The following is a 13,449-nucleotide window of genomic DNA, read 5'->3' as shown; positions in this document are numbered from 1 at the left end:
GCTATTTGTCCAAAGAATTGAATATTATGATCGCAAATTGTCATCTGACATCGGTAAGTTGATGCTTAAACCCTCCTTTTCTTTCATATAGATAGATGAGGAGGGTTGTTCTATGCCAAAAAAGAGTGCGACTACTGGCTCCACGATCGGAAAAAGGATTGTGCTTAGTCTGCTGTTTTTCGCCCTTTTCACAGCGTTAAGCCTCTGGTTTATTAACCGAGGCGTGACTCCTGCGCTTGTTGAAATTGCTGAAACAAAAGCTCAGCAGCTGGCTAGGGATGCCATTAATGAAGCGGTCAGCAAGACAATCGCTGAAGATTTACAATTTAATGACCTCGTGAATATGGAGAAGGATAATCAAGGAAACATTGTTTATATGGGATGGAACTCTGTAGTGGTGAACCGCGCGTTACGTGATACGACTATTCGCGTTCAAAACTTTTTAAAAAGGATGGAGCTTGGCGAGCTTCCTATGGAGGATACTTCATTAGAGCCGAATATAGATCCTGATCGAACGCAGGAAGAGTTAGGTGAACAGCCAGCCACACTTATTGAACTCCCTATTGGTGTAGCGACAAACAATAGCTTATTAGCCAACCTTGGTCCAAAAGTTCCTGTTCAATTAAGAGTGATTGGAGACGTTCAATCTGAAGTCGATATTAAGATGACAGAGTATGGGATTAACGCGGCATTATTTGAACTGACGATTCATTTTGAAGTGAATGTACGAATCGTCATCCCGTTTTCTACAGAAACGACGGTCGTAACCAACAATATCCCGATTGATCAAGCTACCATCCTTGGAAAAGTCCCAAATTTCTACGGAGGTATGGGAGGAGAAGGCGATCCATCATTTTCTTATCCTATGGACCCCTTGCAATAAATGCTTAGTATTGTTAAAATGGCTGAGAATTGAATATGCGTGACCTTATCAGATCGGTGAGGTAGAGGTGCAAACACCATCAGTAATCAATGGGAGCGAGACAAGCGACGATCATTGGTGGAAGGGGTTGTTTGCCGAAGTGTTTTGTAGTTCGTCATGCTATAGGACGCTGGTGTATATCTGAACAAGAGATACACTGTCATGCATGCTTTTGGGTGCATGGGGCGCTACTGATCGAAATGGAGGATAATCAAATTGCCACTTACAAAGGCAATGGTAGGTTATTTTCTATCATTGTCTTTTTTTATTCCTCATTTTTATCCGCAGTAGCCTTCCAATCCCGTTACATCAAGATTTACGGAGGGGAAACAACATGGAAGGAACCATCTATTCTTTAATTCCAGCAGTATTAATGTTAATCCTTGTTCTGCTGACAAGGAAAGTGATCCTATCTTTAGGAATCGGGATCATCGTAGGAGCATTCCTGCTCACACAAATGGATATCGGCGGAGGACTAGCGTTAATCTGGTCAATTTTCGCCAGCATTTTCGTCAGTGAAGGCGCACTGAATATGGGCAACATTTATTTGTTATCATTTTTATTCTTACTAGGAATTACGACCGCCTTCATGACAGCTTCAGGAGGAAGTCGTGCCTTTGGACGTTGGGCAGTCGAGCGCATTCGCACAAGGAAAGGTGCAACGCTTGTTCCGGCTCTCCTAGGAATCATCATTTTTATTGATGATTACTTCAATGCGCTGGCCGTAGGACAAGTGGCTCGTCCTGTAACCGATCGGTATAAAGTATCCCGAGCAAAATTGGCGTATTATATCGATTCTACATCGGCTCCGATCACTGTCATTTCACCGATTTCCAGTTGGGGAGCTTATATTATTGGGACAATTGGAAGTATCCTAGCTGCCAATGAAATTACACAGTACCAGGCTTTCGAAGCTTTCGTGTTAATGATTCCGGCAAATCTGTATGTATTTGCAGCATTGTTACTTGTGTTCTTGACCATTTACTTAAGGTTGGATTTTGGTCCAATGAAAGTTCATGAAAAGCGAGCCATTGAAAAAGGAGAATTAAACAACCCGGAAAGAGGGGATGTTCCTGGTGATTTGAATGATGAATTCAAAGAGCATAACCATGGCAAGATCTCTCATTTGATATGGCCAATCGTTGCTCTCGTTATCGGTACGGTTGTAACCATGGTCTTTACAGGAATGCAAAATACGGAAGGCAGCGTTAATCTTCTTTCCATTTTTGCCAACACTAATGTAAATATCTCATTGTTTACAGGTGGAGTCGTTTCTGTTGTGGTTGCGCTTGTTCTGTACATTAGCCAACCGAAGCCGAAGTCGGGCATTCCTCTAGTCTTTGGACAAGGCATGAAAGCTATGTTACCAGCGATTTACATCCTGGTGTTTGCCTGGATGATTGGTGACATCATCGGTCAGCTTCAAACCGGGGAATATTTAGCCCAGCAGTTCACTCAAGCAGAGATTGACCTTGCGTACCTGCCTTTGATTATCTTCTTGTTGTCAGGATTTATGGCATTATCAACAGGTACCTCTTGGGGAACATTCGGAATTATGCTTCCGATTGCAGGAGAAATCGCGGCCGTTTCCGATCCTACAATGATCTTACCAGCACTCTCAGCCGTGCTCGCGGGGTCTGTGTTTGGTGACCACTGTTCACCAATATCGGATACGACGATTCTTTCCTCGACAGGGGCGGGATCAAACCATATCGATCACGTTCTCACACAGCTACCCTATGCTATTATTGCGGCGGTGGCTGCCTCGATCGGCTATGTGATTTTAGGTCTCACTGGCGGTGTCTGGATGCCACTACTGCTGACATTGATTATTGTCGCAGTAACAGCTCTTATTATTCATAAGTTCAATCACAGCCAACCCACTGAGAAGTAATAGAAGAGTATGGAACCTGTATGGTTCCATACTCTTTTTTTATCTTATTTATGGGATGAGAAAGCGCAAATATCCGTGTTTGTACGAGGACCTACAAGGGCTATCAGACTTCAGGGAAGGGCAACACTTCACTTTCGTGGAGGATTTTTAGGCGATCAAAATACACCAATGAAAGAGACGGCCCCTAGTTCATTTATCTTAAAAGAGTCCCCTCTTAATCGTATATTTCCATATAATGGTGAATAATTTTACTCATGACTTTCATCTCACCTTCCAATATCTGAAAATTTAAAAATTATTTTGACAAGCCTGACATTGGTGGTTATAATTTAAGCAGAATAATCAGAAAAATAAAAAATTACAAACATCTTGTTTGAAGGTGTTAACTCAGGGAGGTCTTTCGCATGGAGAATCGTGCACAATGGGGAACACGAGCCGGTTTTATACTGGCAGCTGTTGGGTCAGCCATCGGTTTAGGTAACATCTGGCGTTTCCCAGCAGTAGCTTATGAAAATGGTGGCGGGGCATTTTTTATTCCTTATTTATTTGCCCTACTGACAGCTGGTATTCCGTTGCTTGTCATGGAATTTACAATCGGACACAAATTTAGGGGCTCAGCGCCGCTTTCATTCTTCAGAATGAATCGTAAAACGGAATGGCTGGGCTGGTGGGCTGTACTTGTAGCCTTCGTTATTTCGACTTATTATGCAGTCATTATTGCCTGGGCAATTTCTTACAGCTTCTTCGCATTCAACCTTTCATGGGGTGAGGATACAGAGGGCTTCTTGTTTAGCGATTATTTGCAATTATCCGTAGATCCTGGTCAGACAGGAAGCCTTGTACCTGGTGTTCTTATTCCACTCCTGATTGTTTGGTTGATTACATTAGGTGTCCTTTTCAAAGGAGTCAAAAAAGGAATTGAAGTAGCTAACAAAATCTTTATCCCGACATTGGTTGTCCTATTTCTGATTATTGTTATCCGGGCGATCACTCTTCCGGGGGCGGCAGAAGGACTTCAAACTTTCTTTGCTCCAGACTTTAGTGCCATTACAAATAGTTCTGTCTGGGTAGCCGCTTATGGGCAAATTTTCTTCAGTTTATCAATCGCCTTTGCGATTATGATTACGTACTCCAGTTACCTACCGAAAAAATCGGATTTAACGAACAATGCGTTCATTGCTGGATTCGGTAATTCAAGTTTTGAACTACTAGCTGGTATAGGAGTATTCGGTGCATTAGGATTCATGGCTTCTCAGAGCGGAGTTCCTGTGAGTGAAGTCGTAAGTGGCGGGGTAGGACTTGCGTTTGTTGTATTCCCACAAATTATCAATGAATTCCCTGCATTGAATGGACTATTCGGATTCCTATTCTTTGCATCACTTGTGTTGGCTGGTCTGTCTTCACTTATTTCCATATCAGAGACTTATGTCGCTGCTATCAGTGAAAAGTTTGGACTATCTAGGAAAGTTGCTGTAGGACTAGGTGGTGGACTTGCTGCCGTCATTTCCCTTCTTTTCGCTACACAAGGAGGACTTTATCTCCTGGATGCAGCTGATTATTTCATCAACCAATTTGGAGTGGCTTTTGTCGGTTTAGTCGAAGTATTGGTTATTGCGTGGTTCCTACGTAACCTCAATGATTTCCAATCTCATGCTAACGGCATATCTGATCTCCGTCTTGGTGGATGGTGGAAGATCTGTCTTGGTCTCATCACACCAATCGTACTTGGATTAATGATGTTCGGATTATTCAAGAAGAACCTTCTTAAAGAATTCGACACAGAAACAGGGAATTACGAAGGGTATGCAGATGGTTTCATCTTATTCGGAGGCTGGTTCGTGGCAGCATTCGCCATAGTCTTGGGCTTCTTGCTGACACTGAAACGATGGGATTCAAAAGCCGTTGAAGAGGTCAAGAAGGAGGTAAGCTAATATGACTGCTGGTGCAGTAACAATGATGATTATAGGGATGCTGGTCATATGGGGCGGCCTAGCTGCCAGTATTACCAACGCCGTTAAAAAGTCTAAATAACAAGAAAAAGCGTCGCACTCTAAAGTGCGGCGCTTTTAATTTTTCGTCATTCTTTCCCATTTTCTCAGAAACGGGTAAGGGTCAAACGACCATTCATTTTTACCGTTGTCCTGGTACATGCCATAGTGAAGGTGCGGTGGGAATTTCCCAGACGTTCCAGGAGGACCATATCCAGAAGCCCCTACGGACCCGATAACATCGCCCGGTTGTACGATGTCGCCTACTTTGATTTCATCTGAAAAGCTATTCAAATGAGCGTAATAGTGGTAGATATTATAAATATCCCGAATCCCAATTCGCCATCCACCGAACTTGTTCCACCCTTTCATTTCCACAACACCATAGGTGGTGGACTTAACGGGTACACCATAATTGGCAAAAATGTCCGTGCCTTCGTGAATACGTCTTCCTCCGAACCCTCGAGCATCTCCCCATGTGCTTCTATAGCTGTAATTCGCCTGAAGCGGGAGAGGGAAGTCGCGGTTGGTCAAATTAACGGTCTGAAATTTCTTAAATACTCTTGCTGTGTTCATAATGGTTTGAACAGTAAGGTCTCTCTTGTAATAATTCCAAAGGGCAATTTTAATGTCTTCTCTTGTGGTCCCGTAGGATTTTAAATAGGTACCTATGGAGTACAGCACGTCTTCATCATTATCCAACTGGACCTTCTGATCACCATTTCCATCTGACCCCCAGCCGTCAGGGAAGAGTGTTGATGGCATTTCTCCAGCAGACCCAGTCCAGAACATCGGATCTGCTTCAATAGCCGTGACCCGGCCTTCTTCAGGATCATCATGAACCTGCCTCTCATACTGATCGATGGCGGCGAGATATTCCCAGGGAATATCAGTGATAGCTGAGGTTTTCTTGTATAAAGCCATGCGCGAATCGGTCTCTTCATCGGCTTGTATAGTGCCTCCGGAGAAAATCATGCACATGCTGAGACATAAGATCATTGAACCGATGTATTTCATAAACTCACCTTCAATGTTTTGATATCTATAGCATGGGACAGGCAAGCTTTTGTTATGAATGGAAAAATAGGGGTGAGGCTAGTTCTCCATCCCGGTTTCCTCTTCTGTATTCATATTGGGTCCAACCTTAGGTTGGTTAGGATTGGTTTCATCTACTTTTCCTTGAGGCGATTTTTCCATTTTTTTAATGATGCTGTCGATTGTACTATTATACCCCTGATCATACACTGTAGAGTTGCTCAAGCTTTGAATGTCTCCGAAAGATGCAGGGTTGTCTGAGACGTAGACATGGTAAAAGCTTGGAACTAAAGAATAAGCCGTTTTTTGAACCATATCCGCAGCTGATTCTCGATCCATATCATCTGCTTTTCTGTATGCGACAAGCACTTCATTATCCGTTACTACTGTTGCGACATCGTCGAATTGATCATATCGAAGAATCATGCGGGAAATCATATCTGCCATTTCCTCTCGATTGACTTTGATTTCACGGTGCTCCTCAGCATCTTGATTTAATTGATCTTTGTTGAATCGTACATAACCCACTTGCCCATCTTTTGGCTTTTCATTATATCCATCCATGGCATTGCCATTGATTGTGTCGTCATCCATCATATTTTTTGCATGTTCTTCTTTTGCTTCCTGACATCCGGCAACGATGAGTGTTATAAGAGATAGAAGGGTAAAGATTCTCCATAGTTTTTTCAACATAGTTCCTCCTTAAAATAATGGTTTATTATGTTTAGATTGAGCAGTTTTATCGGAAACATACTTTTTGTCTCTGTTGTATTTCCTAACATGCGAAAAAATGTGATACACTGAAAAAGGATAGAGGTGAGACAAATGATTGAGCTGGCTGGGAAAACATATGATATCCTGGAGGACTATCAAGAAGGCTTTCAACAGGAAGAAGTAGAGGGTCGTTTTAGTGATATCCTGAATAAATATGATTTTATCGTTGGAGATTGGGGTTATGGTCAATTACGTTTGAAAGGGTTTTATGATGATCAAAATTCCAAAGCAACGTTTGATACAAAAATCAGTACGCTGGAAGATTATTTGTATGAATACTGTAACTTTGGTTGTTCCTACTTTGTACTGAAAAGAATTCGTCAATAAGAAACGGCGCGCAAACCATCGCACGCCGTTTTTTTTAATTTCTTCTTAATGAATTTCCTCAGAGGGCTTTACATTTTCCCCTTTTTCATCATGCGTAGGGTGAGCACCATCTTCCTGTCTGGGAAGGTCCTGGTGAAGGCCTTTGTTTTCATAGTTAAAAGCGCTGTAATAACGCTGGTCTTCTGTCCATGGCGCGCTTTTATCATTCGTTACAGGTTCATACTTGTTTCGTGGTGCCCCATAAGGCCCTTCAGGAAGTTGTTCTGGAGTCAAGTAATTACGCTGGGCTTCGACATTAGCAAAATCCGAATACTTACGTTTTTCTTTACCCATAAAAAAACCTCCTTCCGCATTATTTTTTGCAGTTGGAGGTTTTTTTATGCTTATACTTAGAGCAAGTCTGGAAGGTAATTCCTTAGTTCTTCAGCTTCCATGGCGCTTAGTTGAAACATATGCTCTAAATGGCCAATTTCGTTAATATTCTCATGATCAAGCAATGCTTGCCGATTTTTAGGCAAATTGATGACCATCGTTTGGTTTTGGAAATAATCAGCCTTCATAAGGGCAAGTTCAAAGCGATGACTGCCTGCTGTGAAGGAAACAAATCGGGTACTTGTATTTTGAGTGACGTCTTCAAGAAGCGGACGTTGTGCCATGATGTAATCATCTCCTATTCATTGTTTTTTTAATCCGCTGCGAAAAACTTTAGCATTAGTATGCCCAACTTATAAGAAATAAATGACTTATAATCACGAAGCGTGAGGTGAAGCGTTTTATGGTATCATGGGTTAAAAAGGTCATTATTTGTGGGAGGTTATCAACATGTATTTTGTGAATCGAGAAAAAATTGAAGAGATTTTATCATACATGGAGAAAATACAAGAGGAACTGGCTGAACACTCTTATGAGCGTTTTGCAGACCAGCTTCTTTTAGAGCGGATGACACACTTAAATATAGAAGCCATTATTGATGTCGGTAATATGATGATCGATGGTTTTATCATGAGAGATCCAGGGAGTTATGAAGACATCATTGACATCCTTACAGATGAGAAAGTGTTACCAGAAGATGAACAGGAAGCCTACAAGCAATTTGTTCAACTTAGAAAAATGATTATACAACAATATACGGAAGTGGATCATGAGCATATCGTAAACGTATGGCAGGAGCAAAAACATTCGTTACAAGCTTTCCCGAATCGTGTGCGTAAGTACTTGGATGATGAGCTTGGCCCCGTGTCCGCTTTTTCTAAAAACTGAGGAGTGGTATAGGTATGAGTGATAAGGATTATAAAGGCTATCTCATCGATCTCGATGGCACCATGTACAAAGGTGCTCAACGAATTGAAGGGGCGTGTGAATTCGTTGAACACTTAATAGCGAAAGACCTTCCATTTTTGTATTTGACCAATAACTCTTCAAAAACCGTTCGTCAAATTTCTGAGAAGCTTAATCAGATTGGAGTCCGGGCTAAGCCTGAGCAAGTTTATACGAGTAGTCTTGCAACAGCAGAATATATAAGCAGCCAAAAAGAAAAAGCCCGTGTTTTTGCTATTGGGGAAGAAGGATTATTCGACGCATTGCGTCAAGAGGGACTAGAATTGGTGAAAGAGGAAGCGGACTTTGTGGTCATTGGTATTGACCGGGAAATTAATTATGAAAAGCTGGCCTTAGCTTGCTTAGAAGTGAGGAAAGGAGCTGCCTTCATAAGTACGAATGGAGATATTGCAATTCCCACGGAGCGTGGCCTTGTGCCAGGAAACGGAGCTTTAACATCCGTGGTTGCAGTAAGTACCGGTGTGGACCCTGTGTTTGTAGGTAAACCTGAACCGTTAATTATGTCCCGGGCCTTAAAGCGTTTAGGTTTTAACAAAGAGGATGTCTTAATGGTGGGGGACAATTACAACACAGATATTAAAGCCGGAATGACAGCTGGATTGGATACTTTAATGGTGGAAACAGGGTTAAGTACATTTGAAGAGATTAAAGAGAAGGAGCATCAACCGACGTACAAAAGCAAGGACTTGTTCCAGTGGTTAAAGATGTTGAATGCAAATACGGAGAAATAGAAAGCCGACCAGCACATCGCTGGTCGGTTTTTTCTACATGAGATAAGGTCCAAAAAAGACGGTGATGAAGAGGATGTGCATGCCAATGAAATAGGTTAACTGGATAGGGTTAGACCAATCTCTCGAACGTGCGCCTGCCTTTAAGATCCCGTAGGCAATGACGGCAAACCCAACGAGAAACAGAATCGGGCTGCCGGGAAAGCTTAAGTACTCGGGAGCTCTAGCGAGAAGGGCTTCTGAAAACATGGGGTCCCGGACCAATATGGCTGCACCAAGATATATGAGCATCCCTGTATAGAGAACCCATGAATGGTCTTGGTCAAGGGCGTCACCCTTAGAGAACATAATAAAAATCATAAATATCAATGGCCATAAGAACCAGAATGTAGATATAATCAGAGCAAATAAACCAGAAGAGAGCATCCCGATGGTTTTTCCTGATGCAAGAAGCAAACCTTGTTTTGTCACCTGATCTGCGCGATCAATCACTTCAGGTGTACTTGAAGCCATCAATAACTGATGATCTTCTCCTCCATTGTCCACCCATAAGACCGTTTGTTCATTTATGAGAACTGGAAAATTAGATAAGGATGGTGTATTACTTAATCGTGTAACTGTTGTCGTGCCACTTTCACTGAGGGTGGCTTGGTAAATGTTAAATTGTGTTCCAGGTCGGAAAAGCGTTTCTGTCCAACCGCTGGCCTTAAACAGGAGGGCTGGTCCCTGTTCCGTATTTTGAATACTGAGATCCGTGATTTCTCTCAATTCATTTGTTGAGTTTGGATCTTGAAAGTTCACTTTGGTCAGACTGGGATTTTCTCCAAATAGAGCCTCGGCGTAATAATAAAAGTTTTTCATTTTGCCAGACTGACTTTGTTTTTGGACCGTTGTCACAAGCAATTGGTAACTGGTATCTTTCGTTGTAAATTGAATATCCGTGACTTCTTCGGATTCTTTGACTGAGAAGGATGCTTCTCCAAGTGGATTTATACTGTTTTGTTCCACCTGGTAATAAGTCAATAAATTCCCGGATGAAGACACTTCCTCTGTCAACAAGTATGTACCGCTCTTTGTTTCTTCCATATGGACAGAGGCTTTCGGATTATCGAGAGATAGAAGTTTTTCACTAACAAGTTCATTCACATCAAAGCTGTAAATGTTATCTTCATTCCTGTAAAAGACTCTGCTCTTTAGAGGGTAAAAAGCTTGAAGATCTGTAATTTTATCCCCAGTCGCTTGATTATACAAGCTGTAATAATCAGCATAGATTACGTTGTCTTCACCTATGTAGAATTGTGTGAATTTATCAACAGGAATGTCGTAAGAATTTTGCTCCTTTAATTCATACTGCTCATTATAAATGTTTTGTTGAATCCCATCCGATGTAAGAAAAGAAATAGCCGGGTTCCCTTCGTAAGTGTCTGTATTGGGCGCACGCAAAACTGGTGTTGTGCCAATATTAAGTGCGCGGCTCCATTTCTCATCCGGCGGTTCTGTGACTTTTTGGTAATTTTGAGAAAACAACAAGGCTACAGCTACTAGAACGATAATCGTAGGAAGCAGCCAAACCAATTTTCCTCTCCAACTTTTCATTCGTTGCATCTCCTTCCTTTTTTTGTATCTTCCTGTTATACGTAACTTAGATTATAAAGGTTTCAGAAAAATAAAAATACGGCATGAAAAGAAGTCTGAAAAATTATGTATCAAATATTTTAGTTCTCGTTTAAACGAGATTCACGGGTGGGCGTTGTTGTATAGGAAGGGAGTGGGGAGCTTTTCTTTAAGAAGTTTGGAGGAAAAAAAGTAGCTCAAAAGGAAGGTACGGAAAAAGCGCACTCTTCATTGAACTACTTTTAGCTTACGTGATTCATTTTTTAAACTTCAGGATCTCCAGCAATGGTGTGGGCAAGTCTGCTGGATGCGGCGGCAGCAATGGCACCGACTATGTCATCCAAGAAAGTATGACATTCCCCTGATGATTTATCATTCAACTTTTGTAAAATACCTGGTTTTTGTTTATCGATATAGCCATAATTGGTAAAACCGATGGATCCGTACACATTCACGATGGAAAAGGCAATAATTTCATCGATTCCATATAGGCTTTCGTCTACTTCAATGGTCGACTGCAATGGTTCTTCAAGCATTTTTTGTTCTGCTAACCGATCCATTTGAATCCCAGTAATGACTGCATTTTGTACTTCGCGCTTTGTCAGTACCTTATTCACATTGAAGCGGCAGTCGTCCATAGATAGTTCATCATGGTATTTAGACTGTAAGTAATAGACGAGGTCAGCAATGTCATCAATGGTGACCCCTCTTTCCACCAGCCAATCCCTTGCTGTTTTTTCAAGAGTGGATACTTTTCTTTCTTCTGCCATAGTGAAAACCTCCCTGCTCATCATGACTTGCTCTGTACCATACCCGCGTTTATTATTGCACAAACGAGCGGGGTTATGTTCATTATATCAAAACTTCTCCGTTAAGGTGCAAAAGTCTACAAGGTTGGAAAATCTCAATGGTCATTTGGTATGATAACTAATAAGAAATGGAGGGGGGTTCACTCATTGACAAAACCAACAGTTTTTATTACTCGTCGTCTTCCAGATGAAGTCGTAACACCATATAAAGAACACTTGGATATTGAGATGTGGCCAAGTGAAGAAAAACCTGTAGAACGTCAAGTGCTGATTGAGAAAACAAAATCTTCTCATGGTTTACTGACCATGTTGACTGAAAAGGTAGATGAACAACTTCTTCGACAATCCAATCATCTTTCCATCGTAGCGAATATGGCCGTCGGCTATGATAATATCGATGTCAATGCCGCTGATCATCTAAATATTGCTGTGACCAATACCCCTGATGTACTAACAGAAACAACAGCTGATCTCACATTTGGTTTAATGATGGCCACAGCCAGGAGAATGATTGAGGCAAGCCAATACATAAAAGACAACAATTGGAATCATTGGTCTCCGTTGATGTTAGCGGGTACGGATATTCACGGGAAAACGATCGGTATCGTCGGTATGGGGAGAATTGGAGAAGCGGTTGCAAGGAGAGCCAGGGGTTTCGGAATGAATGTACTTTATTATAATCGTTCTCGTAAACCAAAGGCTGAAGAATGCCTCGGTGCGAGCTATGCGAATTTCGAGACGTTGCTTGAACAAGCTGATTATGTTGTGTGTTTAACCCCTTTGACCGATGAGACCAAAAACATGTTTAATAAAGATGCTTTCAATAGGATGAAACAAGAGGCTTTCTTCATCAATGCTTCCAGAGGGGCTACGGTAGATGAAGATGCGTTATATGAGGCAATCATAAATAAAGAAATTGCTGGAGCGGGGCTTGATGTATTTGAACAAGAACCGATTTCCTCAGACCATCCCTTGCTTTCATGCCCTGAAGTGGTTTGTCTGCCGCATATCGGATCAGCTACGAAGGAAACCAGATATAAGATGATGAGACTCAGCCTGGATAATCTCGTTAACCACTTTCAAGGCAAACCATTAATCTCACCTATTAAATGATGCCTGTTTATTAAGGAATATGGCAGGTTTCTGTAAGACTTGATTTCGAGACTTTTGTGCTGTAGGTAGGGGCTGCGGGGAATAGCTCGCTTTCCGCGGGAGCGCGGTGAGCCTCCTCAGGCTAACGCCTTGCGGGGTCTCACCAAGCACTTTTTTCCCGCAGGAGTCTCGCCATTCCCCTCCGCCCCTTTGCCATGGGAGACTCTCGAAATCACTCCTGGAAGAATCAGCTTGTAAGATTGAATAAAGAAGAGAATATTAACCTCCCGACGTCGGGTATTCAGGACCTAAAAGCTCGATCCATTGCGCGTCATGACTGCGTAGAAGGGAAGAGTGTCCTCTACTATATTGGTGTTAGGTATAATGATTAACACCCTCCTCTCCTTGTAGGTAAAGCAGCTTATCTTGGGAAGGGGTTTCGAGATCCTCTTATGGTCAAGGGGCGGAGGGAAACGGTGAGACTCCTATGGGACGTGTGGGACAGGTGAGACCCCGGAAGGCGTAGCCTGAGGAGGCTCACCGCCCGCCCCATGGAAAGCGAACCTTTTCCCGGAGCCCCTAGAATCACACAAACGTCTCGAAACTGAGTCTTCCATAAAAGGGAGCTTTTGTTGAATATGGATGAGGGAGGATTATAAAAAAAGAGCCGCTCCATTTGGGCGGCTCTTTCGGTTAGGTGTATTAAAATACTTGCTCAACTTCGTAAATGCCTGGTACTTCTTGTGCAAGAGCTCTTTCGATTCCTGCTTTCAAAGTGATAGTGGAACTTGGACAGTTTCCGCAAGCACCCATGAGTCGCAGGCGGACGATTCCGTCTTCAACATCGACAAGCTCGACGTCCCCACCGTCACGTAGTAAAAATGGGCGAAGTTTATTGAGTACCTCTTGAACCTGTTCATGCATGTTC

General features: G+C 42.3%; 15 protein-coding genes and 1 riboswitch. Of the genes, 8 read left to right on the top strand and 7 right to left on the bottom strand.

Annotation, left to right across the window (positions count from 1 at the left end):
* Positions 1 to 112: 112 nt before the first annotated feature.
* The 4 genes from yunB to ACXACN_RS10335 all read left to right on the top strand — a co-directional run bounded on the left by yunB (position 113) and on the right by ACXACN_RS10335 (position 4,847).
* Positions 113 to 883: a sporulation protein YunB gene (gene yunB, locus ACXACN_RS10350; protein ID WP_146816690.1), complete on the top strand. Its 771-nt coding sequence runs from the start codon at positions 113 to 115 to the stop codon at positions 881 to 883.
* Positions 884 to 937: 54 nt separating this feature from the next.
* A riboswitch (Lysine riboswitch) is annotated at positions 938 to 1,121 on the top strand.
* A gap of 135 nt (positions 1,122 to 1,256) precedes the next feature.
* Complete coding sequence (locus tag ACXACN_RS10345) at positions 1,257 to 2,816, top strand: Na+/H+ antiporter NhaC family protein (RefSeq protein WP_474964252.1); 1,560 nt, start codon at positions 1,257 to 1,259, stop codon at positions 2,814 to 2,816.
* 404 nt (positions 2,817 to 3,220) lie between these two features.
* A complete protein-coding gene (locus ACXACN_RS10340) occupies positions 3,221 to 4,747 on the top strand; it encodes a sodium-dependent transporter (protein ID WP_474964251.1) in 1,527 nt (508 codons plus the stop codon).
* Between the two features lies 1 nt (position 4,748).
* Positions 4,749 to 4,847, top strand: coding sequence for a MetS family NSS transporter small subunit (locus ACXACN_RS10335; protein WP_115822646.1), 99 nt, complete (start codon positions 4,749 to 4,751; stop codon positions 4,845 to 4,847).
* Between the two features lie 35 nt (positions 4,848 to 4,882).
* On the opposite strand, the gene ACXACN_RS10330 is transcribed toward ACXACN_RS10335, so the two are convergent.
* Positions 4,883 to 5,785 carry a M23 family metallopeptidase gene (locus ACXACN_RS10330; RefSeq protein ID WP_474966850.1) on the bottom strand — a complete coding sequence of 301 codons (903 nt, stop codon included), beginning with the start codon at positions 5,783 to 5,785 and terminating at the stop codon, positions 4,883 to 4,885.
* A 114-nt stretch (positions 5,786 to 5,899) separates the two neighbouring features.
* Positions 5,900 to 6,529, bottom strand: coding sequence for a YhcN/YlaJ family sporulation lipoprotein (locus ACXACN_RS10325; protein ID WP_474964249.1), 630 nt, complete (start codon positions 6,527 to 6,529; stop codon positions 5,900 to 5,902).
* Positions 6,530 to 6,664: 135 nt separating this feature from the next.
* On the opposite strand from ACXACN_RS10325, the gene ACXACN_RS10320 reads away from it, so the two are divergent.
* The gene (locus ACXACN_RS10320) at positions 6,665 to 6,940 is read left to right on the top strand and encodes a YutD family protein (protein ID WP_474964247.1); all 276 of its coding nucleotides are present in this window, start codon (positions 6,665 to 6,667) and stop codon (positions 6,938 to 6,940) included.
* 45 nt (positions 6,941 to 6,985) lie between these two features.
* On the opposite strand, the gene ACXACN_RS10315 is transcribed toward ACXACN_RS10320, so the two are convergent.
* Positions 6,986 to 7,273 (bottom strand): cytosolic protein, encoded by a 288-nt coding sequence (locus ACXACN_RS10315; protein ID WP_474964246.1) that lies wholly within the window; start codon positions 7,271 to 7,273, stop codon positions 6,986 to 6,988.
* A gap of 56 nt (positions 7,274 to 7,329) precedes the next feature.
* On the bottom strand, positions 7,330 to 7,596 hold the full coding sequence (locus ACXACN_RS10310; RefSeq protein ID WP_160911694.1) for a DUF3055 domain-containing protein: 267 nt from the start codon (positions 7,594 to 7,596) through the stop codon (positions 7,330 to 7,332).
* 166 nt (positions 7,597 to 7,762) lie between these two features.
* Between ACXACN_RS10310 and ACXACN_RS10305 the strand changes: the two genes are divergently transcribed.
* Positions 7,763 to 8,200 (top strand): DUF86 domain-containing protein, encoded by a 438-nt coding sequence (locus ACXACN_RS10305; RefSeq protein WP_474964245.1) that lies wholly within the window; start codon positions 7,763 to 7,765, stop codon positions 8,198 to 8,200.
* 14 nt (positions 8,201 to 8,214) lie between these two features.
* A complete protein-coding gene (locus tag ACXACN_RS10300; RefSeq protein WP_474964244.1) occupies positions 8,215 to 9,009 on the top strand; it encodes a TIGR01457 family HAD-type hydrolase in 795 nt (264 codons plus the stop codon).
* Positions 9,010 to 9,042: 33 nt separating this feature from the next.
* Here ACXACN_RS10300 and ACXACN_RS10295 read toward each other — a convergent pair whose 3' ends face one another.
* Both ACXACN_RS10295 and ACXACN_RS10290 read right to left on the bottom strand, forming a co-directional pair.
* Positions 9,043 to 10,602 carry a hypothetical protein gene (locus tag ACXACN_RS10295; protein WP_474964242.1) on the bottom strand — a complete coding sequence of 520 codons (1,560 nt, stop codon included), beginning with the start codon at positions 10,600 to 10,602 and terminating at the stop codon, positions 9,043 to 9,045.
* Positions 10,603 to 10,883: 281 nt separating this feature from the next.
* Positions 10,884 to 11,390, bottom strand: coding sequence for a phosphatidylglycerophosphatase A family protein (locus ACXACN_RS10290; protein WP_474964241.1), 507 nt, complete (start codon positions 11,388 to 11,390; stop codon positions 10,884 to 10,886).
* A 186-nt stretch (positions 11,391 to 11,576) separates the two neighbouring features.
* Between ACXACN_RS10290 and ACXACN_RS10285 the strand changes: the two genes are divergently transcribed.
* Positions 11,577 to 12,542, top strand: coding sequence for a 2-hydroxyacid dehydrogenase (locus ACXACN_RS10285; protein WP_474964239.1), 966 nt, complete (start codon positions 11,577 to 11,579; stop codon positions 12,540 to 12,542).
* A gap of 681 nt (positions 12,543 to 13,223) precedes the next feature.
* Here the strand turns inward: ACXACN_RS10285 and ACXACN_RS10280 are convergent.
* Positions 13,224 to 13,445, bottom strand: coding sequence for a NifU family protein (locus ACXACN_RS10280; RefSeq protein WP_035511544.1), 222 nt, complete (start codon positions 13,443 to 13,445; stop codon positions 13,224 to 13,226).
* Positions 13,446 to 13,449 lie beyond the last annotated feature (4 nt).

Source organism: Halobacillus sp. AWM4_238 (genome assembly GCF_056158265.1).
Note: the sequence above shows the minus strand (reverse complement) of the source record. Positions and strands in the feature narration are given on the sequence as shown.